This is a genomic window from Microbacterium sp. AG1240, from assembly GCF_003635115.1.
Lineage (GTDB): Bacteria > Actinomycetota > Actinomycetes > Actinomycetales > Microbacteriaceae > Microbacterium.
The window spans coordinates 1,633,235-1,655,615 of sequence record NZ_RBXJ01000001.1 but is presented as its reverse complement, the minus strand read 5'-3'; the positions used below and the strand labels follow the sequence as shown (position 1 = coordinate 1,655,615).

The following is a 22,381-nucleotide window of genomic DNA, read 5'->3' as shown; positions in this document are numbered from 1 at the left end:
CTAGAGTCGATCCGCGGTGCCCGCAGACAAGGCCCTCGCGGTCTCGGCGAGCCCGTCGACGCCGCCGTCGCGCAACGCCCTGACCAGCGCGGTGCCGACGATCGCGCCGTCGGCGTATTCGAGGACGCCTTCGATCTGGTCGGCGGTCGAGATGCCGATTCCGACGCAGGCGCGCTCGGCGCCGTGTTCGCGCAGGCGCGCTACCAGCGTGCGCGCGGCGGCGTCGAGCTCGGTGCGCTCGCCCGTGATGCCCATGGTCGAGACCGTGTAGACGAAACCGGTCGACGACCGCGCGATGAGAGCGAGGCGCTCCTCGGTCGAGGTCGGCGCGGCGAGGAACACGCGGTCGAGACCGGTGCGCTCGCTCGCGGCGATCCACTCCTCGGCCACGTCGGGGGTGATGTCGGGGGTGATGAGGCCCGCGCCCCCGGCGGCCAGGAGGTCGTCGGCGAAGCGGTCGACCCCGTACTGGAGAACGGGATTCCAGTACGTCATCACGAGCACCGGCACATCGACCCGACGCGTGACCTCGCGGATGACCGTGAACAGATCGCTGAGACGGAAGCCGGCGGCCAACGCCACCTGGGTGGCCTCCTGGATGATCGGACCGTCCATCACCGGGTCGCTGTAGGGCGGCCCGATCTCGAGGATGTCCGCACCGTTCTCGGCGAGGGCCACCGCGGCGTCGATGCTGGTCTGGATGTCGGGGAAACCGGCCGGCAGGTAGGCGACGAATGCGCCGCGCCCGGCGGCGTGCGCGGCGTCGATCGCCGCGGCGACGCGAGATGTCACAGCTCGATCCCCTCTCCCTTGGCGTCGTCCTCCGCTTCGGGCACGACGACCGGAGCGTTCTCGGCGTCGTACAGCTCGAAGTAGCGGGCGGCGGTGTCCATGTCCTTATCGCCGCGACCCGACAGGCAGATCGCGATGACGGCGTCGGAGCCGAGCTCCTGGCCGACGCGGAGGGCTCCGGCGAGGGCGTGCGCCGACTCGATGGCGGGAATGATGCCCTCGGTCTTCGACAGCAGGCGCAGGGCCTGCATCGCCTCGTCGTCGGTCGCGGGAATGTACTCGGCGCGCCCGATCGACGACAACCACGCGTGCTCGGGGCCGACACCCGGGTAGTCGAGCCCGGCCGAGATCGAGTGCGATTCGACGGTCTGGCCGTCTTCGTCCTGCAGCACGAACGTCTTCGCGCCGTGCAGCACGCCCGGGCGGCCGCGTTCGATGGATGCGGCGTGGCGGGGCGTGTCGACACCGTCGCCCGCCGCCTCCACGCCGTAGAGGCGCACGGCATCGTCGTCGAGGAAGGCGTCGAACATGCCGATCGCGTTCGAGCCGCCGCCGACGCACGCGAAGACCGCGTCGGGGAGGCGGCCGAGCTCGTCGAGGAACTGCGCGCGCGCCTCCTCGCCGATGACCTTCTGGAAGTCGCGCACCATCGCCGGGAACGGGTGCGGACCCGCCGCCGTGCCGAAGATGTAATTGGTCGTCTCGACGCTCGACACCCAGTCGCGGTAGGCCTCGTTGATGGCGTCCTTCAGCGTGCGCGAACCGGTCGTGACGGGGACGACCTCGGCACCGAGCAGACGCATGCGCGCCACGTTCAGGGCCTGCCGCTCGGTGTCGACCTCACCCATGTAGATCGTGCAGTCGAAGCCGAACAGGGCCGCGGCCGTGGCCGTCGCGACGCCGTGCTGGCCGGCGCCCGTCTCGGCGATGACCCGGGTCTTGCCGAGGCGTTTGGTGAGCAGGGCCTGACCGAGCACGTTGTTGATCTTGTGGGATCCGGTGTGGTTGAGGTCTTCTCGCTTGAGGAAGACCCGCCCTCCCCCGGCGTGCTCGGCGAAACGCGGAACCTCGGTGAGCACGGAGGGGCGACCGGCGTAGGAGCGCAGCAGCTCGCGCAGCTCGTCGAGGAATGCCGGGTCGACGATGGCGGTCTCGTAGACCGCCGTCAGCTCGTCGATCGCGGCGATGAGCGACTCGGGCATGTATCGCCCGCCGAAGTCGCCGAAGTAGGGACCGTTCTCGGTGCGAAGACTCATGCGGATACTCCTCGGGTGTCGCCGATGTCAAGGAATCGGCGAAGGGTGGCGACGGGGTCGCCGGTGACGAGCGCCTCGCCGACCAGCACGGCATCGGCGCCGGCGGCGCGGTAGTGCGCGACGTCGGCGGGCGAGAGCACCGCCGACTCGGCGATCTTGACCGCGTCGGCGGGGATGCCGTCGACGAGGCGGCCGAACAGGTCGCGGTCGAGCTCGAAGGTGGAGAGGTCGCGGGCGTTGACGCCGATGAGGCGCGCGCCGACATCGGCGGCTCGGGCGACCTCATCGGCCGAATGCGCCTCGACCAGGGCCGTCATCCCGAGCTGATCCGTCAACTCGAACAGCTCGGCGAGTGTCGGCTGATCGAGCGCGGCGACGATGAGGAGCACGAGGTCTGCCCCCGAGGCTCGGGCCTCGAGCACCTGGTAGGGCGTAGCCAGGAAGTCCTTGCGGAGCACGGGGATCCCGACCGAACCCTTGACCGCTTCGAGATCGGCGAGCGATCCCTTGAAGCGGCGGCCCTCGGTGAGCACCGAGATGACCGACGCGCCGCCGGTCTCGTAGAGATTCGCCTGGTGCGCGGGATCGGGGATCGCCGCGAGGTCGCCGCGCGAGGGGCTCGCTCGCTTGACCTCGGCGATGATCTTGACGCGCTCGGCCTGCGCGAGCGCTGCGAGCACATCGAGCGCCGGGGCGCGGTCGGCGGCAGCGCGCTCGACCTCTGCGAGCGGCCTCTCAGCCGCTCGTGACTGCGAGTCCTCCACCGCGCCGGCCGTGAGGTCGGCGAGCATGCTCAATGCTCTTTGACCGTGACCTTGGAACCGCCGACGCCGTAGCCTGCGCGCTTGAGCACGGCACCGACGACGAGGCCCACCAGCACGAGCCCGACCGACGCCCACACGAGCCACGGCTGATCGAAGTAGAACGCGGCGGTGCCGATCGAGAATCCGATCAGCATGATCGTGATGGCGGTCCAGGCTGCCGGCGAGTGTCCGTGGCCGGGGTCGCCGAGGGGGTTGCTCATGGGGCTCCTTGGTGGTGTCGGCGCGATCATGCGCGCTGAGGTGAAGTCTACCGGTGCCGCTCTCAGGCGGTGGGATCGTCGCCGCGGGACAGGTCGTCCCACGAGTCGATCGCGTCGTGCGGCCGCGAGCCGTCGCCACCGGCCGCCGCGGATGCGGTCTGGTAGCGGCGGTCGGCGCTCCCACGCCACCGCCGTGCGGTGACGAGGGTGAAGACGCCTGCCAGCACCAGCACGACCTGAGCGACGAGCGTGATGCCCGGCCACGGGGTCGCCGTCACCGACGAGACGAGGGCGGCGACAGCATCCGTTCCTCCGATGCCCGTCGCATCGGTCACGGCGCCGGCGAACGACGACACGGGTGCCGCCACGGCGATCTGCGCGGTGAGCACTCCGAGGATCGCGCCGATGGCGATGCTCAGCACGCCGAAGAGGTAGCGCAGCACGATACCGGTGATCGAGATCGCGGCGCCCAGTGCGAGTGCGGCGAGGCTCAGCGGCGTCAGGATCGGCAGCGCATCGGCACCGGCCACGAGGAGCGGCTCCGAGGCGCCGTCAGCCAGGGCGACGGAGATCCACGTCTGGGTGGAGCCGATGACCCCGATCGCGCCGGCGAGGAGCATGCTGAGGACGGTCAGCAGGCGCGCGCGGCGGATCATGCCGTGCCTTCGACCGCGGGGGCGAGATCGTCGGCGTCGAAGCACGTCCGCGTGCCCGTGTGACATGCGGCTCCGACCTGGTCGACCTCGATGAGGATCGCGTCGCCGTCGCAGTCCAGACGTGCGCCGCGCACGTGCTGGACGTGGCCCGACGTGTCTCCCTTGCGCCAGTACTCGCCGCGCGAGCGCGACCAGAAGGTGACGCGTCCTTCGGTGAGGGTACGGCGCAGCGCCTCCGCGTCCATCCAGGCCAGCATGAGCACCTCGCGGGTGTCCCACTGCTGGATGATCGCCGGGGCGAGTCCGTCGGCGTTGAAGACGACCCTGCCGAGGCGTTCGTCGATCGTGTCGGTCATGTGCGCACCTCGATCCCGTCTGCCACGAGTGCGGCCTTGACGTCGCCGACGGTGAGAGCGCCGGAGTGGAAGACGGATGCGGCGAGCACCGCGTCGGCCCCGGCGCGGATGGCGGGGGCGAAGTCGTCCACCGACCCCGCCCCGCCCGACGCGATCACCGGGACGCTCGAGATCTCTCGCATGAGCGAGGTGAGCTCGAGGTCGAAGCCGGCCTTCGTGCCGTCGGCGTCGATGGAGTTGACCAGCAGCTCCCCCGCGCCGCGCTCGATGGCTTCCCTCGCCCATTCGAGGGCGTCGAGCGACGTCTCGGTGCGGCCGCCGTGCGTGGTCACCACGAAACCGGACGCGGTGGTCGCCGCCCGCTTCACGTCGAGCGAGAGCACCAGCACCTGCGAGCCGAAGCGGTCGGCGATCTCGTCGAGGAGCTCGGGGCGGGCGATCGCGGCGGAGTTCACCCCGATCTTGTCGGCACCCACGCCGAGGAGCCTCGCGACGTCGTCGTCCGAACGCACTCCGCCGCCCACCGTCAGCGGGATGAAGACCTCCTCCGCGGTGCGGCGCACCACGTCGTAGGTCGTCGATCTCTCGTCGACCGTCGCGGTCACGTCGAGGAAGGTGATCTCGTCGGCGCCCTGGGCGAAGTAGAGGCGGGCGAGCTCGACCGGGTCTCCCATGTCACGCAGATCGAGGAAGTTGACGCCCTTGACCACCCTGCCGCCGGCGACGTCGAGGCACGGGATGACACGGCGCGCGAGCGACACGTCAGAGCCTCGCGGCGTGGATCTCGGTCACGAGGATCGCGCGGGCACCCATCGCGTACAGCGCATCCATGACCTGGTTGACGCCCTTGCGCGGGCTCATCACGCGCACGGCGACCCACTCGGGGTCGCGCAGGGGCGAGATGGTCGGCGACTCGATGCCGGGGGCGATCGCGACCGCCTCGTCGACCAGTCGCGCTGGCAGGTCGTAATCGATCAGCACGTACCGGCGGGCGACCATGACGCCCTTGAGGCGGCGCAGGAGCGTCTGCGTGCCCTCGGCCTCGACCGGGCCCGAGACGAGAACCGCGTCGGACTCGAGGATCACCGGACCGAAGATCTCCAGACCTGCCTGGCGAAGGGTCGTGCCGGTCGAGACGACGTCGGCGACGGCGTCGGCCACGCCGAGCTGCACGGCCGACTCGACGGCCCCGTCCAGCGGCACGAGATCGACCGCGATCCCGCGCTCGTCGAGGAAGCCGTCGACCAGGCCCGGGTAGGCGGTCGCCACGCGCAGCCCCTCGAGCTCGGAGATGTCGGAGAACCGGCCCGGGCGCGCGGCGAAGCGGAACGTCGACCCGCCGAAGCCGAGGGCCTCGATCTCGCGCGCGCCGGGCATGCGGGCGTCGAGCAGCAGATCGCGCCCCGTGATGCCGACGTCGAGCGCGCCGGAGCCCACGTAGGTCGCGATGTCTTTCGGGCGGAGGTAGAAGAACTCGACGTCGTTGGTCGGGTCGATGGTGTGCAGGTCTTTCGGGTCGCGGCGGCCGGTGTAACCGGCCTCGGCGAGCATCGCGGCGGAGGTCTCGGAGAGGGAGCCCTTGTTCGGCACGGCGATTCGCAGCATGGCGGAGACTTTCGGGTCGAGGGGGTGGGGCGAACGCGGAACGCTCAAAGATGTCGGTAGACGTCTTCGAGGGTCAGCCCCTTCGCGACCATCATCACCTGCAGGTGGTAGAGCAGCTGCGAGATCTCCTCGGCGGCGGCCTCGGAGGATTCGTACTCGGCGGCCATCCAGACTTCGGCGGCCTCCTCGACGATCTTCTTGCCGATGGCGTGGACCCCCGCGTCGAGCTGGGCGATCGTGCCGGAGCCGGCGGGGCGTTCGATCGCCTTCACACTGAGCTCGGCGAACAGGGCGTCGAACGTCTTCACTCTGCCAGGGTATCGAACCGCGCGGCCCGTCGGCGTCGCACCGGCGCTCCGGGCCGCGGTTCAGTGGGCGGCGATGCTGAGCAGGATGATCACGATGCCCAGGAGCATCGTCGTGAGCACGCCCGCGATCCGCCACGGCCACCGGCTGCCGTTGCGCCGGGCGTTGAGGTATCCGATCGCGCCGAGCATGAGGATGCCGCTGAACAGGGCGGCGAAGTACGCGATCCACTCGTCGACGCCGAGCCCCGCGGTCATCAGCAGCACCACGGGGATGAGCATGGCCAGTGCCATGCCCGACGAGTGCCGCACGCCGTCTCGGATCGCTCTGCGCAGCGGTGGCGCGGGGTGCTTGGCACGACTGGCGACGACCGCGGCGTAGATGTGGGCGAGCCAGAAGACGGCCACCGTGCCCAGCACGAAGACGATGACGTCGTCGTCGGTATCCGCATCGATCTCGCCGGCGATGAGCGCGGTGACCAGCACGATTCCGTAGACGCCGTGCTCCCCGCTGTAGGCGCTGAGAAGCCGCCGGGCGTGACGCGCTCCGGTCTGGCGGATGCCGTGCGGCTGTTCGGGCCCTGCGGGTGCGGCGTCTGTCTCGCTCATCGTCTCCCCCGGAGATCGTCGGTCAGTGTCGGTGCGCGCGCGAGGCCGTGGCGCGGAGGCTGCGGATGGCCGCATCCGGGTCGTCGGATCCGAAGACGGCCGATCCGGCGACGAACGTGTCGGCACCCGCCTCGGCGGCCTGAGCGATCGTCGAGGCCGAGATGCCGCCGTCGACCTGCAGCCAGACGGCGGAGCCGCGGCGCCGGGCCTCATCGGACAGGGCTCGGAGCTTGGGCATCGTGTCGGGCATGAACGACTGGCCGCCGAAACCGGGCTCGACCGTCATCACGAGGATCTGGTCGAACTCGTCGAGAACGTCGTAGAGACCGTCCACGGGCGTCGAGGGCTTCACGGCGACCCCCGCGCGGGCTCCGATCTCTCGCAATCGCCGGGCGAGGGCGACGGGTTCGGCGGCGGCCTCGAGGTGGAAGGTGACGGATGCGGCACCCAGCTCCGCGTACTCGGGAGCCCATCGCTCGGGAGCGTCGATCATGAGATGAACGTCCAGCGGGATCGGACTCGTCTCCTGGATGCGCCCGACCATCTGCGGCCCGAACGTGAGGTTGGGGACGAAGTGGTTATCCATCACGTCGACGTGCACGAAGTCGGCGCCGTCGATGCGGGCGAGCTCGGCCTGCATGTTGACGAAGTCGGCGGCGAGGATGCTGGGGTTGACGCGGAATCCGGTGGGGTCTGGCACCGGACCATTATGTCGCCCGCGCCGGGAGGGACGTCAGCGCTTCCGGAGGAGAGCGATCGACATCGCGTCGGTGCCGTGGCGGTGGGGCCACAGCTGTGCGCGTCCCGAGCCGTCCTCCTGCGCCGGGAGATCGAGCGGCGTCCGCGAGACGCGGCCGACGACCTCGCGGGCGTCGAGCTCCTCGACGGCGTCGCCGAGCTCGCGTCGCACCTCGGCGACCACGCCCGCCGTCTCTGCGAGGTGCGGCGAGCAGGTCACGTAGGCGACGATGCCGCCGGGCTTCACGGCCGTGAACGCCGCCAGCACCAGATCGCGCTGCAGATCGGCGAGGGCCGGAACGTCGGTCGGAGCCTTCCGCCATCGCGCCTCGGGGCGTCGGCGGAGCGCACCGATCCCGGTGCACGGCGCGTCGACGAGCACGCGGTCGTAGGTATCGGGGGTGCGCGCGGCCCGGGTGCGCCCGTCCTCCTCCGTCACCTCGACCTCCAGGGGCACGCCGGAGACGGCGCGGCGGACCAGCCCCGCGCGTGCCGGGATGATCTCGTTCGCGTCGAGCGTCGCACCGTTCGCGAGCGCCTCGGCCGCGAGCAGCGCGGTCTTGCCGCCGGGACCGGCGCAGAGATCGAGCCAACGCTCGCCGGGCCGCACGGGCTCGGCGCGAGAGAGCGCGTACGCGGCCAGCTGCGATCCCTCGTCCTGCACGCGCACGCGGCCGCCCGACTCGCGCACGAGTCGTTCGGGGTCGCCCCCGCCGAGGATGAAGCCGTCGGGCGAGTAGGGCGTGGCCCGTGCGCCGTCCGGGCGCTCCGCCAGGCCGGGGAGGGCGAGCATGCCCACCCGGGGAGCGTCGTTGTCGGCGTCGAGGAGGGCGTCGAGCTCGGCCCCGCGCCCCTCGGCGCCGAGCGCACGACGGAAGGCGCGGAGGATCCAGACCGGATGCGACGTGGTGATGCCGCGTCGTTCGTCGTCGGACCGGGCGGAGCGTTCGAGCTGCTCGTACCAGTGGCCCGGCGTCTCACGCGAGATGCTGCGCAGCACGGCGTTGACGAAACCCGGGGCGCCGCGCGAGCCGTCCGCCCGGGCGAGTTCGACAGATTCGTTGACGGCGGCGTGCGAGGCCACGCGTGTCGACAGCAGCTGGTGGGCCCCCAGGCGCAGCGCGTCGAGGACGACCGGATCTATCTGATCGATCGGACGCTTCGCGATCATCGAGATGAGCGCGTCGTAGGTGCCGCGACGGCGGAGGGTTCCGTAGGTCAGCTCCGTTGCGAGCGCGGCGTCCTGCGTGTCGAGCTTCGCCCGCCCGATCTCGTGCGGGAGCAGCAGGTTGGCGTAGGCGTCGTCGGTCGAGACGGCGTGGAGCACATCGAAGGCGACGCGGCGGGCGCCCTGGACGCTCACGAGCCCGCCACCGGACTGTCGGTGCGAAGGCCCCGCCACCAGTCCCCCGCCGCCATGGCCGGCTTGCCCGCCGGCTGAACGGTGACCAGCTCGACGGGGTCGGTGGCCGTTCCGACGACGACGCTGCGCCCGACCGCGGCGATGGCGCCCGGGGTGAGCGGCACGCCGGCGACGGTCGGGAAGGGGCGTGCGGCGAGAACCTTCAGTCGCGCACCGTCGACCGTCGTGTGCGCGCCCGGTTCGGGAGTCACGCCCCGGAGGCGGGCGAGCACTGCGGCGGCATCGGCCGTCCAGTCGAGGGCGCCGTCGGCCAGGGTCAGTTTGGCCGCGAACGTCGGTTCTCCGGTCTGCGCGATCGATCGGGCCGAGCCGTCGGCGATGCCGTCGACGACGGCTGTGAGAAGCGGTCCGCCGCGCTCGGCGAGGGCGGCGAGAACATCGGCCGACGTCGCGCCCTCTGGCACCTCGTAGGGCTCCTCGGCGAAGACGGGCCCGGCATCGAGCTCGGCGACCAGCTGGAACACGCTCGCACCCGAGAGGCGGTCACCGGCGATCAGCGCGCGTTGCACCGGGGCCGCGCCCCGCCATCTCGGTAGGAGGGAGAAGTGGAGGTTGATCCAGCCGAACCGGGGGGTCGTCAGGAGCGGCTCGCGGACGAGGCCGCCGTACGCCACGATGACCCCGAGGTCGGGGGCCTCCTCGGTGATGCGGGCCGTGACGGCCTCGTCGAGGCGTGAGGCCTTGTGCACGACGAGCCCGAGCTCGTCGGCGGCGGCGGCGACCGGCGAGGGGGTGAGCACGCGGCGTCGGCCTTGCGGTGCATCGGTGCGGGTGACCACCGAGATCAGCTCGTGACCGCTCGCCGCGAGCGTGCGGAGTGACGGGACGGCGACTTCGGGAGTCCCGGCGAAGACGAGGCGCATGAGTCTCCTCAGAGGTCGGGTTCGGCGACGTCGAGCCGAACTTTGAGTGTATTGCGCGGGCGCGGGCCGCGCTCACGGGGAGAACGGCGGGCCCGCAATGCATCGGCGACGACGGAGGCCCGGAGGCTCTCGGCCACCGCTCTGCCCAGCGGGTACTCGAACCGCACCAGCGCACGGGCCGTCGGGGCGGCGCCCGGCTCCCCCGTGACGACAGGGCCGAGGATCGCCGCGGCCCCGAGTGACGGAACGTCGGTGCGGAGGGTCGCCAGCGCCGTATCGACCGACTTCGCAGCGCCCTCGACCGTCGCCAGCCGCACGGCGGGCGGCATGTGCAGCGGAGCCCGGTCGGCGAGCTCTGCGCGCGCATAGGCGGGCTGCGTCCAGGTCGCGAGAGCACGGGCGACGGGCCCGGCCACGCCCACGAGGTGCACCGGGGCCCCCGGTGCCGCCAGCGCGGCGGCGTTCGACCACCATCGGAGGCAGTGCTCGCCGATCCGCAGCGCCTCGGCCTGCAGCATCCGCTCTCCGTCGAGAAGGATCACCGCTCGGTAGCCCCCGGCGACGACCGGCTCCGCGCCCCGCGTCGCGATCACAAGCGCCGGGCGGGGCTCGACCTCGCTGAGCGGATGCTGGCCGTCGGAGACGATCACGCGGGTGCCGGCGAAGGCGCGCCCGAGTTCGTCGGCCGTGCGCTCGCTGCCCGAAGACGACATGCGCAGGGTCGTGGCCTCGCAGTGCGGGCAGACCCAGGAGTGCGCCGCGCGTCCGCACCACGCGCAGACCGGCACGGCTCCCGGCCGGGCGGCGCGGAGGGGGCCCGTGCAGTGGCGGCAGCGCGCGGGGCGCCGGCACTCGCCGCAGACCAGGGAGGGCGCGTAACCGGGCCGGGCGACCTGCACGAGAACAGGGCCCTGTTTCAGTGCTTCGCGGGCGGCGGCGAATGCCGCGGACGGCACGCGGGAGCCACGGTTCTCTCCCTCGCGCGTCGCGCTGAGCACGATGCGCGGCGACGGTCGGCGGGCGGCCGGTGCCTCGTGCACGAAGCCGATCTCGACGAGGCGCTGCACCTCGGTGGTGCGGGTGTGGCCGGCGAACAGCAGCGCCGACCCCTCGAGCTCTTGACGCACGAGGGCCGCGTCACGCGCGTGCACCCCCGGCGACAGCTGCTCGGAGAGCAGCGAGTCGCCGTCGTCCCAGATGGCCACGAGCCCCACGTCGTGCGCGGGGGCGTAGACGGCCGAGCGTCGCCCCACCACGATGCAGGGCGCCGTCGACAGCGAACGGAGGAACTGCCCGTAGCGGGCGGGGTTCGACTGGTCGGCGTCGTGTCGGATCACCGCGTCGTCGTCGACGAAGAGCGCCAGGGCGGCCGTGAGCTGCGCCTGGTCGCGGTAGTCGGGCACCACCACGATGGCGCTGCGTCCTCGGGCGAGCGTGCGCGTGGCCGCCGCGGCCAGCACGACGGCCCATTCGCCCACCGCGATCGCGGTCGAGGGGCGAGGGGGCGCGTCGAGGGCGATGCGCGCACCGGCGTCGAGGTGCGCGCCGAGGGCGGGGAACCCAGCGATCACCGCGTCAGCGCGTGCGAGGGACTCCTCCGACACGTGCGGCGCGTCGGGTTCGGGCGCCGCCGCCCACGTCTTCTCGGCGCGCACCATGCGCTTCGGGATCGCCAGGCGCAGGATGTCGGCCGCGGAGCCCGCCGCGCGGTCGGCGACGCGACGCGCGAGGGCGTAGAGCCCCGGGGTGAGAACGGGCACGGGTGAGACCACCGCGTCGATCTCCGACAGCGGACGCTCCCCCGGATCGTCGTCGGTCTCGACCACGTAGGCGTCGACGAGGCGTCCGGCGGTGCGCAGCGGCACTCGCACCCGGACGCCGGGCAGGGCCTCGCCGGCGAGCCGGTCGGGGATGGCGTAGTCGAACAGCCGGTCGAGCTGCGGCAGCGGCGACTCGAACAGCACCCGCGCGACGCGCCGCGGCGTCACGCCGAGGTCAGCACCCGGTGCCGACACCTCACAGACCTGCGGCCGCGCGCAGCTCCTCCACACGGTCGGTGCGTTCCCACGTGAAGTCGGGAAGCTCGCGGCCGAAGTGCCCGTAGGCGGCGGTCTGCGCGTAGATGGGGCGGAGCAGGTCGAGGCGATCGATGATCGCCTTCGGCCGGAGGTCGAACACCTCGAGCACGGCACGGGTGATCGCGTCGTCGTCGATGTGACCGGTGCCGAAGCTCTCGACGTAGAGGCCGACGGGCTGCGCCTTGCCGATCGCGTACGCGATCTGCAGCTCGAGCCGGTCGGCGAGGCCCGCCGCGACCGCGTTCTTGGCGACCCAGCGCATGGCGTAGGCGGCCGAGCGGTCGACCTTCGAGGGGTCCTTTCCGCTGAACGCCCCGCCGCCGTGACGCGCGGCTCCGCCGTAGGTGTCGATGATGATCTTGCGCCCCGTGAGGCCGGCGTCGCCCTTCGGGCCGCCGACGACGAAGGGGCCGGCGGGGTTGATGTAGTACTTCACGTCGGGCAGGTCGAGACCGGTCTGCTCGAGCACCGGGTCGATGATCTCAGCGCGCACCCGCTCGCGCAGGTCTTCTTGCGAGACCCCGGGGTGGTGCTGGGTGGACAGCACGACCGACTCCACCGTCTTCGGTACCTGGCCGTCGTAGCCGAGCGTGACCTGGGTCTTGCCGTCGGGGCGCAGGAACGGCAGCTGCTCGGACTTGCGCACCGAGGCGAGGCGCTCGGCCATGCGGTGCGCGGTCCAGCTCGCCATCGGCATGAGCTGAGGCGTCTCGGTGGTGGCGTAGCCGAACATGATGCCCTGGTCGCCGGCACCCTGCTCGTCGCGGGGGTCGATCGAGCCGCGCTCGCGCTGCTCGAAGGCTTTGTTCACACCCGAGGCGATGTCGGAGGACTGCGCACCGATAGAGATGCTCACTCCGCAGGAGTCGCCGTCGAAGCCGGTCTCGCTGGAGGTGTAGCCGATGCGGTTGACGACGTCGCGGACGATCGCGGGGATCTCGACGTAGGCGCTGGTCGAGACCTCGCCGGCGACGTGGACGAGCCCGGTCGTGACGAGCGTCTCGACGGCGACGCGGCCCGTGGGGTCTTCGCGGAGGATGGCGTCGAGGATGCTGTCGGAGATCTGGTCGCAGATCTTGTCGGGGTGCCCCTCGGTGACGGACTCGGACGTGAAAAGCCGCAGCTCGGTCATGGTGCTCCTGATCGGCGGGTCGGGGATGGCACAAGTATGCCCCGGGTGGCCGACAGCCGGCCCGGGGCCCTTGTTACTTCGTCATCCACGCCGCCGGGGCGGCGCGGAGGGGAGATCGCTGCGCAGAGCGATCGCTCAGACGGCCTCTTCGACAGCGCGCAGGCGCAGCTTGTCTTCGTGGATCTCGTGGAGCGCGATGGTCAGCGGCTTGTCCTCGACGGTCGAGTCGACCAGGGGGCCGACGTTGTCGAAGAGGTTGCCCTCGTGCAGGTCGGAGTAGTAGTCGTTGATCTGGCGGGCGCGCTTCGACGCGTAGATCACGAGCTGGTACTTCGAGTCGACCTTGGTGAGAAGGCTGTCGATGGGCGGGTCGATGATGCCCTGGTTACGAGTCGGCATGCGGAACCTCCTGGTTCGGTGACGGATGCGGCGCGCGAGGCGCCGAAGCATCCCCTCAGTCTACCGCCTCCGCCACCCGGCAGCCGAGAGTGCCCCTTCCTGCCATTCGTGCCCGAGATCGCGGGCACCGACGGCGTACACGGGCACTCTCGACGAGTCAGTGCGCGGCGACCGCCACGACGGCGTCGGCCGCGGCGGGCACCTCGTCGTTGACGACGCGGTAGTCGAACTCGTTCTGCGAGGCGAGCTCGACGCGCGCGGTGCGCAGGCGCCGGGCCCGTTCCTCGGCATCCTCGGTGCCACGGCCGACGAGCCGCTGCACGAGTTCGTCCCAGCTCGGCGGCAGGAGGAACACGAGCGTCGCGGAGGGGTCGGCGGCCCGCACCTGCCGGGCTCCCTGCAGGTCGATCTCGAGGAGCGCCGTTCCCCCGCCGTCGAGAACGCGCTCGATCGGCTCGCGGGGCGTGCCGTAGCGGTACTTGTTGTGCACGGTCGCGTACTCGAGCAGCGCTCCGGTGGCGATCATGCGATCGAACTCGGCGTCGTCGACGAAGTAGTAGTGCTCGCCGTCGATCTCGCCCGGCCGGGGCGGTCGCGTGGTGGCGGAGACCGACAGATGGATCTCCGGGTAGTGCTCCTTGATGTGCGCGGCGACCGTGCCCTTCCCGACCGCGGTCGGTCCGGCGAGCACGACGAGCCGGCTGCGACCGGCGCGCGGGCCGGGCTCGGGCCAGCGGGAATCGAGGAAGGTGGCGAGGGCGCGGCGCTGGCGGGCGCCGAGGCCGCCGAGGCGCTTGACGGGCGAGATCGAGAGATCGGCGAGGATGCGATCGCGCTTGCCCTCCCCGATCGCCGGGATGGCCGTCAGGAAGTCGGTCACGCGCATGGCGCCGGCCGCCGACTCGGGATCGGCCAGCGCGCGGCGCAGCAGTTCCTGCGGGCTGATCACCCGGGTGGCGACGTCGCGCTTCAGCGCCGCGCGGGCGCGCCGAGCGGCGACGGCGCGACGGGATGCGGCGACCCGGTCGACCTCGGGCGGTCGGGGGGCATCAGCCACGGTCGGCTCCTCGGTACAGGGCGGCGCGCTCGGCGATGCGGTCGGCGAGCCGGTCGGGGCCGACGGCGAGGATGCTGCGGCTCTCGTTGGCGATCACGTTCATGGCGACGTAGCCGAACAGCCGCGGGATGTCGGCGGGGTCGGCGCCCTGCGCACCGAAACCCGGCGCGAGGATGGGCGTGCCGGCGAACACCATGTCGGTCAGACCGAACGCCTTGCGGTCGACCGTGGCGCCGACCACGACGCCGATGGAGCCGAGCGCCCCGGGCAGGCCCATGTTCATCGACCCCACGTCGCGGGCCACCCGCTCGGCGACGCGCTGGCCCTCCGTGGGAGCATCGTCGTCGACCAGAGCCTGCTGCACGACCGCGGCCTCGGGGTTGCTCGTCGCGGCGAGGACGAACGCGCCTTTGCGGTGCCGGAGCGCCGTCTTCAGCGTCTTGTCGAGCGAGTCGGGCCCCAGGTAGGGGCTGAGTGTCACCGCGTCCGCCTCCAACGGCGAGCCCGGCTCCAGCCACGCCGAGGCGTAGCCCTCCATCGTCGAGCCGATGTCGCCGCGCTTGGCGTCGGCGATCACGAGGAGGCCGGCGCCGCGTGCGGCGGCCATCACGTCCTCCAGCGCCGCGAAGCCTCTCGAGCCGTACCGCTCGAAGAACGCGACCTGGGGCTTGACGATCCCCACGCGACCGGCGGATGCTTCGACCACGCGCAGCCCGAACTCGCGGGCCCCGTCGGCCGACGCATCCAGCCCCCAGGTCTTCAGAAGCGCCTCGTGGGGGTCGATCCCCACGCAGAGCGCGCCGTGCTCGTCGAGCGCTCCGGCGAGTCGCTGGCCGAACGTGGTCACAGTCGTGCGGCCCGGTCGGTTGCGTACTCCTGGAGGCTGCGCACCTCGAAGCCCTCGCCGAGCACTCCGAGGGCGCTCACGGCCGCGCCGAGCACCGCCATGGTCGTGAACAGCGCCTTGTCGGCGGCGACCGCGGCTGCGCGGATCTCGTATCCGTCGGCGCGGGCGAGCCCGCCGCTCGGGGTGTTGACGATCATGTCGATCTCGCCGGCGTTGATCAGGTCGACGATGTTCGTCTCCCCCGACTCCTGGGTCGCCGAGTACTTGTTCACCACGCGCACGCGGATACCGTTGCGCGCAAGGATCTCGGCGGTGCCCTCCGTCGCGATGAGTTCGAATCCGAGCTCCTGCAGGCGGTGGGCCGGGAGGATCACCGCGCGCTTGTCGGCGTCGGCGACCGAGATGAAGACGGTTCCCGACAGCGGCATGCCGCCGTAGGCCGCCTCCTGGCTCTTGGCGAAGGCGGTCGGGAAGTCGCGGTCGATACCCATGACCTCGCCGGTGGAGCGCATCTCGGGGCCGAGCACCGAATCGACGATGTGCCCCTCCTTGGTGCGGAAGCGCTTGAACGGGAGCACGGCCTCCTTCACCGCCACGGGCGCGTCGAGCGGCACGCGCGAACCGTCGGCGACGGGCAGCAGGCCCTCCGCCTTCAGGTCGGCGATCGACGTGCCCGACATGATGCGTGCCGCAGCCTTCGCCAGGGGGATGCCGAGGGCCTTCGACACGAAGGGGACCGTGCGGCTGGCGCGGGGGTTCGCCTCAATGACGTAGAGCACGCCCGCCGAGATGGCGAACTGCACGTTCAACAGGCCCCGCACGCCCACGCCCTCCGCGATCGCGAGGGTCGCCACCCGCACCCGGTCGATGTCGGAGCGCCCGAGCGAGACCGGCGGCAGAGTGCAGCTCGAGTCGCCGGAGTGGATGCCGGCCTCCTCGAGGTGCTCCATCACGCCGCCGATGTAGAGCTCGGTGCCGTCGTAGAGCGCGTCGACGTCGAGTTCGATCGCGTCGTCGAGGAAGCGGTCGACCAGCAGAGGCAGTCCGGGGCCGATGATGGCCTGGTCGGCGACGCGCACGAAGTAGTCGCGCAGGCTCGGGGTGTCGTAGACGATCTCCATGCCGCGACCGCCGAGCACGAAGCTCGGCCGCACGAGCACGGGGTAGCCGATCTCCTCGGCGATGACCACGGCGCCGTCCACGTCGATGGCGGTGCCGTTGCGAGGGGCGATCAGGCCCGCCTCGTCGAGCAGGCGCGAGAAGAGCTCGCGCTCCTCGGCCAGGTCGATGGCCTCGGGCGAGGTGCCGAGGATCGTGTACCCGGCCTCCTCGATGCCCTTCGCCAGGCCGAGCGGCGTCTGGCCGCCGAGCTGGCAGATGACGCCGAGGATCGTGCCCGACGCGGCCTCCGCGTGGAGCACCTCCAGCACGTCCTCGAGCGTGAGCGGCTCGAAGTACAGGCGGTCCGAGGTGTCGTAGTCGGTCGAGACCGTCTCGGGGTTGCAGTTGACCATGATGGTCTCGTACCCGGCGTCCGACAGCGCGAACGAGGCGTGCACGCACGAGTAGTCGAACTCGACGCCCTGGCCGATGCGGTTCGGGCCGGAGCCGATGATGACGACCTTCGTGCGGTCGGACGGGGCGACCTCGGTCTCGGAGTCGTAGCTCGAGTAGTGGTACGGGGTGAGCGCCGGGAACTCCCCCGCGCAGGTGTCGACGGTCTTGTAGACCGGACGGATGCCGAGACCGTGCCGCACTCCGCGCACCTCGGCCTCGCTCTCGCCGCGCAGCTGACCGATCTGCACGTCGCTGAAACCGTGGTCCTTCGCGAGGCGGAGGGTGTCGGCATCCAGTTCGGCGGCGGTGCGGATCGTCTCGGCGACCTCGTTGATGAGTACGATCTGGTCGAGGAACCACGGGTCGATCGCCGTGGCGTCGAAGGCCTGCTCGACCGTCGCGCCCTTGCGCATCGCCTGCTGCAGCACGACGATCCGGCCGTCGGTGGGCGTTCTGGCGACCTCCAGCAGCTCGTCGACCGATCGCGGCTCCTCGCCCCAGTGGAAACTGGATCCGCGCTTCTCGAGCGAGCGCAGCGCCTTCTGCAGGGCGGTCGCGTAATTGCGTCCGAACGCCATCGCCTCGCCGACCGACTTCATGGTGGTCGTGAGCGTGACGTCGGCGGCCGGGAACTTCTCGAAGTTGAAGCGCGGCACCTTCACCACGACGTAGTCGAGGGTCGGCTCGAAGCTGGCCGGGGTGACCTTCGTGATGTCGTTGGGGATCTCGTCGAGGCGGTATCCGAGCGCCAGCTTCGCGGCGATCTTCGCGATCGGGAAGCCGGTGGCCTTCGACGCCAGGGCGGAGGAGCGCGAGACGCGCGGGTTCATCTCGATGACGATGATGCGCCCGGTGGCCGGATCGACGGCGAACTGGATGTTGCATCCGCCGGTGTCCACGCCCACGGCGCGGATGATGTCGATGCTGATGTTGCGGAGCTTCTGGTACTCCCGGTCGGTGAGGGTCAGCGCGGGCGCCACGGTGATCGAGTCGCCCGTGTGCACGCCCACGGGGTCGACGTTCTCGATGGAGCAGACGACGACCGTGTTGTCGGCCGTGTCGCGCATCATCTCGAGCTCGTACTCCTTCCAGCCGAGGATCGACTCCTCCAGGAGCACCTCGGTCGTGGGCGAGTCGTGCAGACCGGCGCCGCCGATGCGGCGCAGATCGGCCTCGTCGTAGGCGAAGCCCGAGCCGAGTCCGCCCATGGTGAACGAGGGCCGCACGACGAGCGGGTAGCCGAGCTTCTCGGCGCCGGCGAGGAGCTCGTCCATCGTGTGGCAGATGACGGATGCGGCGACGTCGGCGCCCGAGGCGAGCACGAGCTCCTTGAAGACCTGGCGGTCCTCGCCCTTGCGGATCGCGTCGACCTTCGCGCCGATGAGCTCGACGCCGTACTTCTCGAGGATGCCGCGGTCGTGCAGGGCCATCGCGGCGTTGAGGGCCGTCTGCCCGCCGAGCGTCGGCAGGATCGCGTCGGGCTTCTCCTTGATCAGGATGGTCTCGATGATCTCGGGCGTGATCGGCTCGATGTAGGTGGCATCGGCGAAATCGGGGTCGGTCATGATGGTGGCCGGGTTCGGGTTCACGAGGATGACACGCACCCCCTCTTCGCGGAGCACGCGGCAGGCCTGGGTGCCCGAGTAGTCGAACTCGGCCGCCTGGCCGATGACGATCGGGCCGGAGCCGATGACGAGGACGGAGCGGATGTCGTCGCGCTTGGGCATCAGTTGTTGTCCTTCGTGTTCGCGGCGATGACCATGTCACGGAACCGATCGAAGAGGTAGTTGGCGTCGTGGGGGCCGGCGGCGGCCTCCGGGTGGTACTGCACGCTGAACGCCGGGATGTCGAGGGCGCGGAGGCCTTCGACGACCTGGTCGTTGAGCCCGACGTGGCTCACCTCGACCCGTCCGTAGCCGTGCGGGCTCTCGAAGTCGCCGTCGAGGGGCGCGTCCACGGCGAAACCGTGGTTGTGCGCGGTGATCTCGACACGGCCGGTGGTCTTGTCGAGCACGGGCTGGTTGATGCCGCGGTGACCGAACGGCAGCTTGTAGGTGCCGAGGCCGAGGGCGCGGCCGAGCAGCTGGTTGCCGAAGCAGATGCCGAAGAACGGCAGGCGGTCATCGAGCACGGCGCGCAGCAGTTCCACGTGGTCGTCGGATGCTGCGGGGTCACCCGGTCCGTTGGAGTAGAACACCGCGACCGGATCGATCGCGCGGATGTCGTCGATGGTCGCGCTCTGCGGGAGCACGTGCACGTCGAACCCGCGGGCGGCGAGGTTGACGATCGTCGCCTGCTTGACGCCGAGGTCGAGCACGGCCAGGGCGCCGATCCTCTCCCCCGTCGCTTCGGTGACCTCGGCCGCGCTCACCGACACCTCGGCGGAGAGGTTGAGACCGGTCATCTCGGGTGCCTCGCGGACGATGCGCACCTGCTCCTCGGCGTCGATGCTCGCGGCGTCGCCGGAGAAGATCCCGCCGCGCATCGATCCGACGGAACGGATGCGTCGGGTCACCGCACGGGTGTCGATGCCGCTGATACCCACGACGCCGTCGGTGTCGAGCGCGACGTCGAGGGTCTGCTCGGAGCGCCAGTTCGACACCACGCGGGAGGGGTCGCGCACGACGTAGCCCGAGACCCAGATGCGGCGCGACTCGCGGTCTTCGGCGTTCATGCCGGTGTTGCCGATGTGGGGCGCGGTCTGCAGAACGATCTGTCCGGCGTACGAGGGGTCGGTCAGCGTCTCCTGGTAGCCGGTCATGCCGGTGGCGAAGACGACCTCGCCGAGGGTCGTGCCGACGGCGCCGTAGGCGCGGCCGACGTAGCGTGTGCCGTCTTCGAGGACGAGGACGGCGGACTCCGTGTGGGGCGTGGCGGTCATGCGTTTCCTGTCGGGAGGAGCGGGCGGATGGCGTCGGCGAGTTGGCGTGCCGATGCCTCCTGCGGGCGGATGTACGAGTCCACGAGGGTGTCGGGTGACACGCGCCATGTGATGCGGGTGAGGCCGTCGCGCTCGACCACGCGGTCGATGGCGACGGTGGCCTGCGCTGCATCCACGAGACGGTCGGGGGTGATCGTCATGCGGGGCTTGCCGGCGAGGTCGAGGGCGATGCCCTTGTCGGTCACCGTGATCTCGGCACGGGAGCGGAATCCGAGGCCGCGGATCGCCAGGCGCTCGAGCGGCTCCGCGTGACGGGTGGTCGCGACGTAGAGGGTGGTGAACGTCGCCACGGTCCGGGCGTCGTCGGGTAGCTCGCCGAACGGTGCCGGGTACGCCGCGTCGCGACGCGCGCGGCGCCACCACGACCAGGCGAGCAGGCCCAGGCAGACCAGGGCGAGCCCGATCATGATGGTCAGGAGCGCTTCGCGGGTCATAGCGCGGCCCCCGGATCGTCGCGCAGCTCGCCGTCGGCGACCGTGACGCGACCGCGGTGGATCGTCCAGCGGACGTCGCCGGGGAGCCGGCGTCCGAGGTAGGGCGAGTTCGTGCTGCGCCCGCGCAGATCGGCCGTGTCGAAGGTGCGCGCGGCGCGCGGATCGTAGAGGGTGACGTTCGCCGGGCTGCCGACCGTCAGCGGCGTGCCGTGGTCGGCGAGGCGGCCGATGCGGGCGGGTGTCCGCGACATGACCCGCGCGACATCGCCCCACGTCAGCATCCCGGTGTCGACGACGGCCTGCTGCACCACGCGCAGGGCGCTTTCGAGCCCGACCATCCCGTTCGCCGCCGCTTGCCACTCGCACGCCTTCGCCTCGGAGGGGTGGGGGGCGTGGTCGGTCGCGACGATGTCGATCGTGCCGTCGGCGAGTCCTTCGCGGACGGCCATCACGTCTTCCTCGCGGCGCAGCGGCGGGTTCACCTTGAACCGCGCGTCGTACCCGCGCACCAGCTCGTCGGTGAGGAGCAGGTGGTGCGGCGTGACCTCGGCGGTGACCGCGACGCCGCGCTTCTTCGCCCAGCGGATGATGTCGACCGATCCCGCGGTGGAGAGGTGGCAGACGTGCAGACGTGAGCCGACGTGCTCGGCGAGCAGCACGTCGCGGGCGATGATCGACTCCTCGGCGACCGCCGGCCACCCGGTGAGCCCGAGTTCGGCCGACACCGAGCCCTCGTTCATCTGCGCGCCCTCGGTGAGCCGGGGGTCCTGGGCGTGCTGCGCCACGACGCCGTCGAACGCCTTCACGTATTCGAGCGCTCGCCGCATGATGAGCGGATCCCACACGCAGAAACCGTCGTCGCTGAACACCCGCACGCGGGCGCGGGAGTCGGCCATCGCGCCGAGCTCGGCGAGACGCTCGCCCTTCTGCCCGACCGTGACGGCGCCGATGGGCTGCACGTGGACGTACCCGGCGGCCTCGCCGAGTGCGAGCTCCTGCTCGACCACGCCGGCCGTGTCGGCGACGGGCGAGGTGTTCGGCATGGCGAACACCGCCGTGTATCCCCCGGCCGCCGCGGCGCGGGAGCCGGTGAGGATGGTCTCCGATGCTTCGTACCCGGGCTCGCGCAGGTGGGTGTGCAGGTCGACGAGGCCGGGCAGGGCGACGAGGCCCTCCGCGTCGACCACCGTCGCGCCGGCGCGGGACAGGCCCGTGCCGATCTCGGCGATCACGCCGTCCTCGAGCACGATGTCGGCCGTCGCTGCGCCCTCGATGCTCGCTCCGCGAAGAACCAGGACTCCGGTCATCGTGCGTCCTCCCTGTCAGTCCCTGCGCTGCGGGTGTTCCCTGCGCTGCCTGCGTTCTCGGCGCGCTCCCCTGCCAGCAGCAGGTAGAGCACGGCCATCCGCACCGACACACCGTTCGCGACCTGCTCGAGCACCGTCGAGCGAGGCGAATCGGCGGCTTCGGCGGAGATCTCCATACCCCGGTTCATCGGCCCGGGGTGCAGCACAATGCTACCGTCCGGAAGGGCCGCCGCACGCCGCGCATCGAGCCCCCACCGCCGGGAATACTCCCGTTCAGTGGGGAAATAGGCGGCGTTCATGCGCTCCAGCTGAATGCGCAGCATCATGAGCGCGTCGGGGCCCCGGCCGATCGCCTCGTCGAGGTCGTAGACGATCTGCACCGGCCACGTCGACACGTCCTGCGGAACGAGCGTCGGCGGCGCGACCAGGGTCACCGAGGCGCCGAGGGTGTTCAGCAGCCAGACGTTCGAGCGTGCGACCCGCGAGTGCAGCACGTCGCCCACGATCGTCACCGCGAGGCCGTCGAGGTCGCGTCCGCGACTGTCGTCTCCGAACATGCGCTTGCGGATCGTGAAGGCGTCGAGCAGCGCCTGCGTCGGATGCTCGTGGGTTCCGTCTCCCGCGTTGACGACACCCGCGGTGATCCACCCGCTCGTGGCCAGGGTTCGCGGGGCTCCCGACGCGCCGTGGCGGATCACCACAGCATCCGCCCCCATGGCCTGCAGGGTCTGCGCGGTGTCCTGGAGCGATTCGCCCTTCGACACGCTCGAGCCCTTGGCCGAGAAGTTGATGACGTCGGCCGAGAGCCGCTTCGCGGCCGCCTCGAACGAGATGCGGGTGCGGGTGGAGTCCTCGAAGAAGAGGTTGACGACGGTCTTGCCGCGCAGCGTCGGGAGCTTCTTCACCTCGCGCCGTTGCGTGTCGGCCATGTCTTCTGCGACGTCGAGGATGCGCAGCGCGTCTTCTCGGGAGAGCGTGCGAGTATCGAGCAGGTTCCTCATG

The 22,381-nt window shown here is 71.2% G+C and carries 23 protein-coding genes; all 23 read right to left on the bottom strand.

Going from position 1 to position 22,381, the window contains the following annotated elements; translation table 11 throughout:
- The 23 genes from trpA to DEU34_RS07730 all read right to left on the bottom strand — a co-directional run bounded on the left by trpA (position 1) and on the right by DEU34_RS07730 (position 22,380).
- Positions 1-792 carry a tryptophan synthase subunit alpha gene (trpA, locus tag DEU34_RS07840; RefSeq protein WP_121149516.1) on the bottom strand — a complete coding sequence of 264 codons (792 nt, stop codon included), beginning with the start codon at positions 790-792 and terminating at the stop codon, positions 1-3.
- Positions 789-2,048 (bottom strand): tryptophan synthase subunit beta, encoded by a 1,260-nt coding sequence (trpB, locus tag DEU34_RS07835; protein WP_121149515.1) that lies wholly within the window; start codon positions 2,046-2,048, stop codon positions 789-791. Before trpB ends, trpA begins: the two co-directional genes overlap by 4 nt.
- Positions 2,045-2,839 (bottom strand): indole-3-glycerol phosphate synthase TrpC, encoded by a 795-nt coding sequence (gene trpC, locus DEU34_RS07830; RefSeq protein ID WP_121149514.1) that lies wholly within the window; start codon positions 2,837-2,839, stop codon positions 2,045-2,047. The genes trpB and trpC overlap by 4 nt, the downstream gene beginning before the upstream one ends.
- 2 nt (positions 2,840-2,841) lie before the next feature.
- Positions 2,842-3,072: a DUF6704 family protein gene (locus DEU34_RS07825; RefSeq protein ID WP_121149513.1), complete on the bottom strand. Its 231-nt coding sequence runs from the start codon at positions 3,070-3,072 to the stop codon at positions 2,842-2,844.
- 62 nt (positions 3,073-3,134) lie between these two features.
- Entirely contained in the window at positions 3,135-3,728 is a 594-nt protein-coding gene (locus tag DEU34_RS07820; RefSeq protein WP_121149512.1) for a Trp biosynthesis-associated membrane protein, read from the bottom strand.
- Entirely contained in the window at positions 3,725-4,084 is a 360-nt protein-coding gene (gene hisI / locus DEU34_RS07815; protein WP_121149511.1) for a phosphoribosyl-AMP cyclohydrolase, read from the bottom strand. Before hisI ends, DEU34_RS07820 begins: the two co-directional genes overlap by 4 nt.
- A complete protein-coding gene (gene hisF, locus DEU34_RS07810; protein WP_121149510.1) occupies positions 4,081-4,845 on the bottom strand; it encodes an imidazole glycerol phosphate synthase subunit HisF in 765 nt (254 codons plus the stop codon). Before hisF ends, hisI begins: the two co-directional genes overlap by 4 nt.
- Position 4,846: 1 nt before the next feature.
- The gene (gene hisG / locus DEU34_RS07805) at positions 4,847-5,689 is read right to left on the bottom strand and encodes an ATP phosphoribosyltransferase (RefSeq protein ID WP_116646623.1); all 843 of its coding nucleotides are present in this window, start codon (positions 5,687-5,689) and stop codon (positions 4,847-4,849) included.
- A gap of 44 nt (positions 5,690-5,733) precedes the next feature.
- Entirely contained in the window at positions 5,734-5,997 is a 264-nt protein-coding gene (locus tag DEU34_RS07800; RefSeq protein ID WP_121149509.1) for a phosphoribosyl-ATP diphosphatase, read from the bottom strand.
- Positions 5,998-6,057: 60 nt separating this feature from the next.
- Positions 6,058-6,603, bottom strand: coding sequence for a hypothetical protein (locus tag DEU34_RS07795; protein WP_121149508.1), 546 nt, complete (start codon positions 6,601-6,603; stop codon positions 6,058-6,060).
- A 22-nt stretch (positions 6,604-6,625) separates the two neighbouring features.
- On the bottom strand, positions 6,626-7,303 hold the full coding sequence (gene rpe / locus DEU34_RS07790; protein ID WP_259460065.1) for a ribulose-phosphate 3-epimerase: 678 nt from the start codon (positions 7,301-7,303) through the stop codon (positions 6,626-6,628).
- 33 nt (positions 7,304-7,336) lie between these two features.
- Entirely contained in the window at positions 7,337-8,704 is a 1,368-nt protein-coding gene (locus DEU34_RS07785) for an RsmB/NOP family class I SAM-dependent RNA methyltransferase (protein WP_121149507.1), read from the bottom strand.
- Positions 8,701-9,627, bottom strand: a complete 927-nt coding sequence (gene fmt, locus DEU34_RS07780; protein ID WP_121149506.1) for a methionyl-tRNA formyltransferase — start codon at positions 9,625-9,627, stop codon at positions 8,701-8,703. Before fmt ends, DEU34_RS07785 begins: the two co-directional genes overlap by 4 nt.
- 8 nt (positions 9,628-9,635) lie before the next feature.
- The gene (locus DEU34_RS07775) at positions 9,636-11,642 is read right to left on the bottom strand and encodes a primosomal protein N' (protein ID WP_259460064.1); all 2,007 of its coding nucleotides are present in this window, start codon (positions 11,640-11,642) and stop codon (positions 9,636-9,638) included.
- A 1-nt stretch (position 11,643) separates the two neighbouring features.
- Entirely contained in the window at positions 11,644-12,837 is a 1,194-nt protein-coding gene (metK, locus tag DEU34_RS07770; protein ID WP_121149505.1) for a methionine adenosyltransferase, read from the bottom strand.
- A 135-nt stretch (positions 12,838-12,972) separates the two neighbouring features.
- Complete coding sequence (gene rpoZ / locus DEU34_RS07765) at positions 12,973-13,236, bottom strand: DNA-directed RNA polymerase subunit omega (protein ID WP_116646616.1); 264 nt, start codon at positions 13,234-13,236, stop codon at positions 12,973-12,975.
- Between the two features lie 157 nt (positions 13,237-13,393).
- Positions 13,394-14,293, bottom strand: coding sequence for a guanylate kinase (gmk, locus tag DEU34_RS07760; protein WP_121149504.1), 900 nt, complete (start codon positions 14,291-14,293; stop codon positions 13,394-13,396).
- Positions 14,286-15,140, bottom strand: a complete 855-nt coding sequence (gene pyrF, locus DEU34_RS07755) for an orotidine-5'-phosphate decarboxylase (RefSeq protein WP_121149503.1) — start codon at positions 15,138-15,140, stop codon at positions 14,286-14,288. The genes gmk and pyrF overlap by 8 nt, the downstream gene beginning before the upstream one ends.
- On the bottom strand, positions 15,137-18,424 hold the full coding sequence (carB, locus tag DEU34_RS07750) for a carbamoyl-phosphate synthase large subunit (protein ID WP_121149502.1): 3,288 nt from the start codon (positions 18,422-18,424) through the stop codon (positions 15,137-15,139). Before carB ends, pyrF begins: the two co-directional genes overlap by 4 nt.
- On the bottom strand, positions 18,424-19,578 hold the full coding sequence (gene carA, locus DEU34_RS07745; protein ID WP_121149501.1) for a glutamine-hydrolyzing carbamoyl-phosphate synthase small subunit: 1,155 nt from the start codon (positions 19,576-19,578) through the stop codon (positions 18,424-18,426). The genes carB and carA overlap by 1 nt, the downstream gene beginning before the upstream one ends.
- Positions 19,575-20,072 carry a hypothetical protein gene (locus DEU34_RS07740; protein ID WP_121149500.1) on the bottom strand — a complete coding sequence of 166 codons (498 nt, stop codon included), beginning with the start codon at positions 20,070-20,072 and terminating at the stop codon, positions 19,575-19,577. The genes carA and DEU34_RS07740 overlap by 4 nt, the downstream gene beginning before the upstream one ends.
- Positions 20,069-21,379 (bottom strand): dihydroorotase, encoded by a 1,311-nt coding sequence (locus tag DEU34_RS07735; protein WP_121149499.1) that lies wholly within the window; start codon positions 21,377-21,379, stop codon positions 20,069-20,071. Before DEU34_RS07735 ends, DEU34_RS07740 begins: the two co-directional genes overlap by 4 nt.
- Positions 21,376-22,380 (bottom strand): aspartate carbamoyltransferase catalytic subunit, encoded by a 1,005-nt coding sequence (locus tag DEU34_RS07730; protein WP_121149498.1) that lies wholly within the window; start codon positions 22,378-22,380, stop codon positions 21,376-21,378. Before DEU34_RS07730 ends, DEU34_RS07735 begins: the two co-directional genes overlap by 4 nt.
- Position 22,381: the final 1 nt, after the last annotated feature.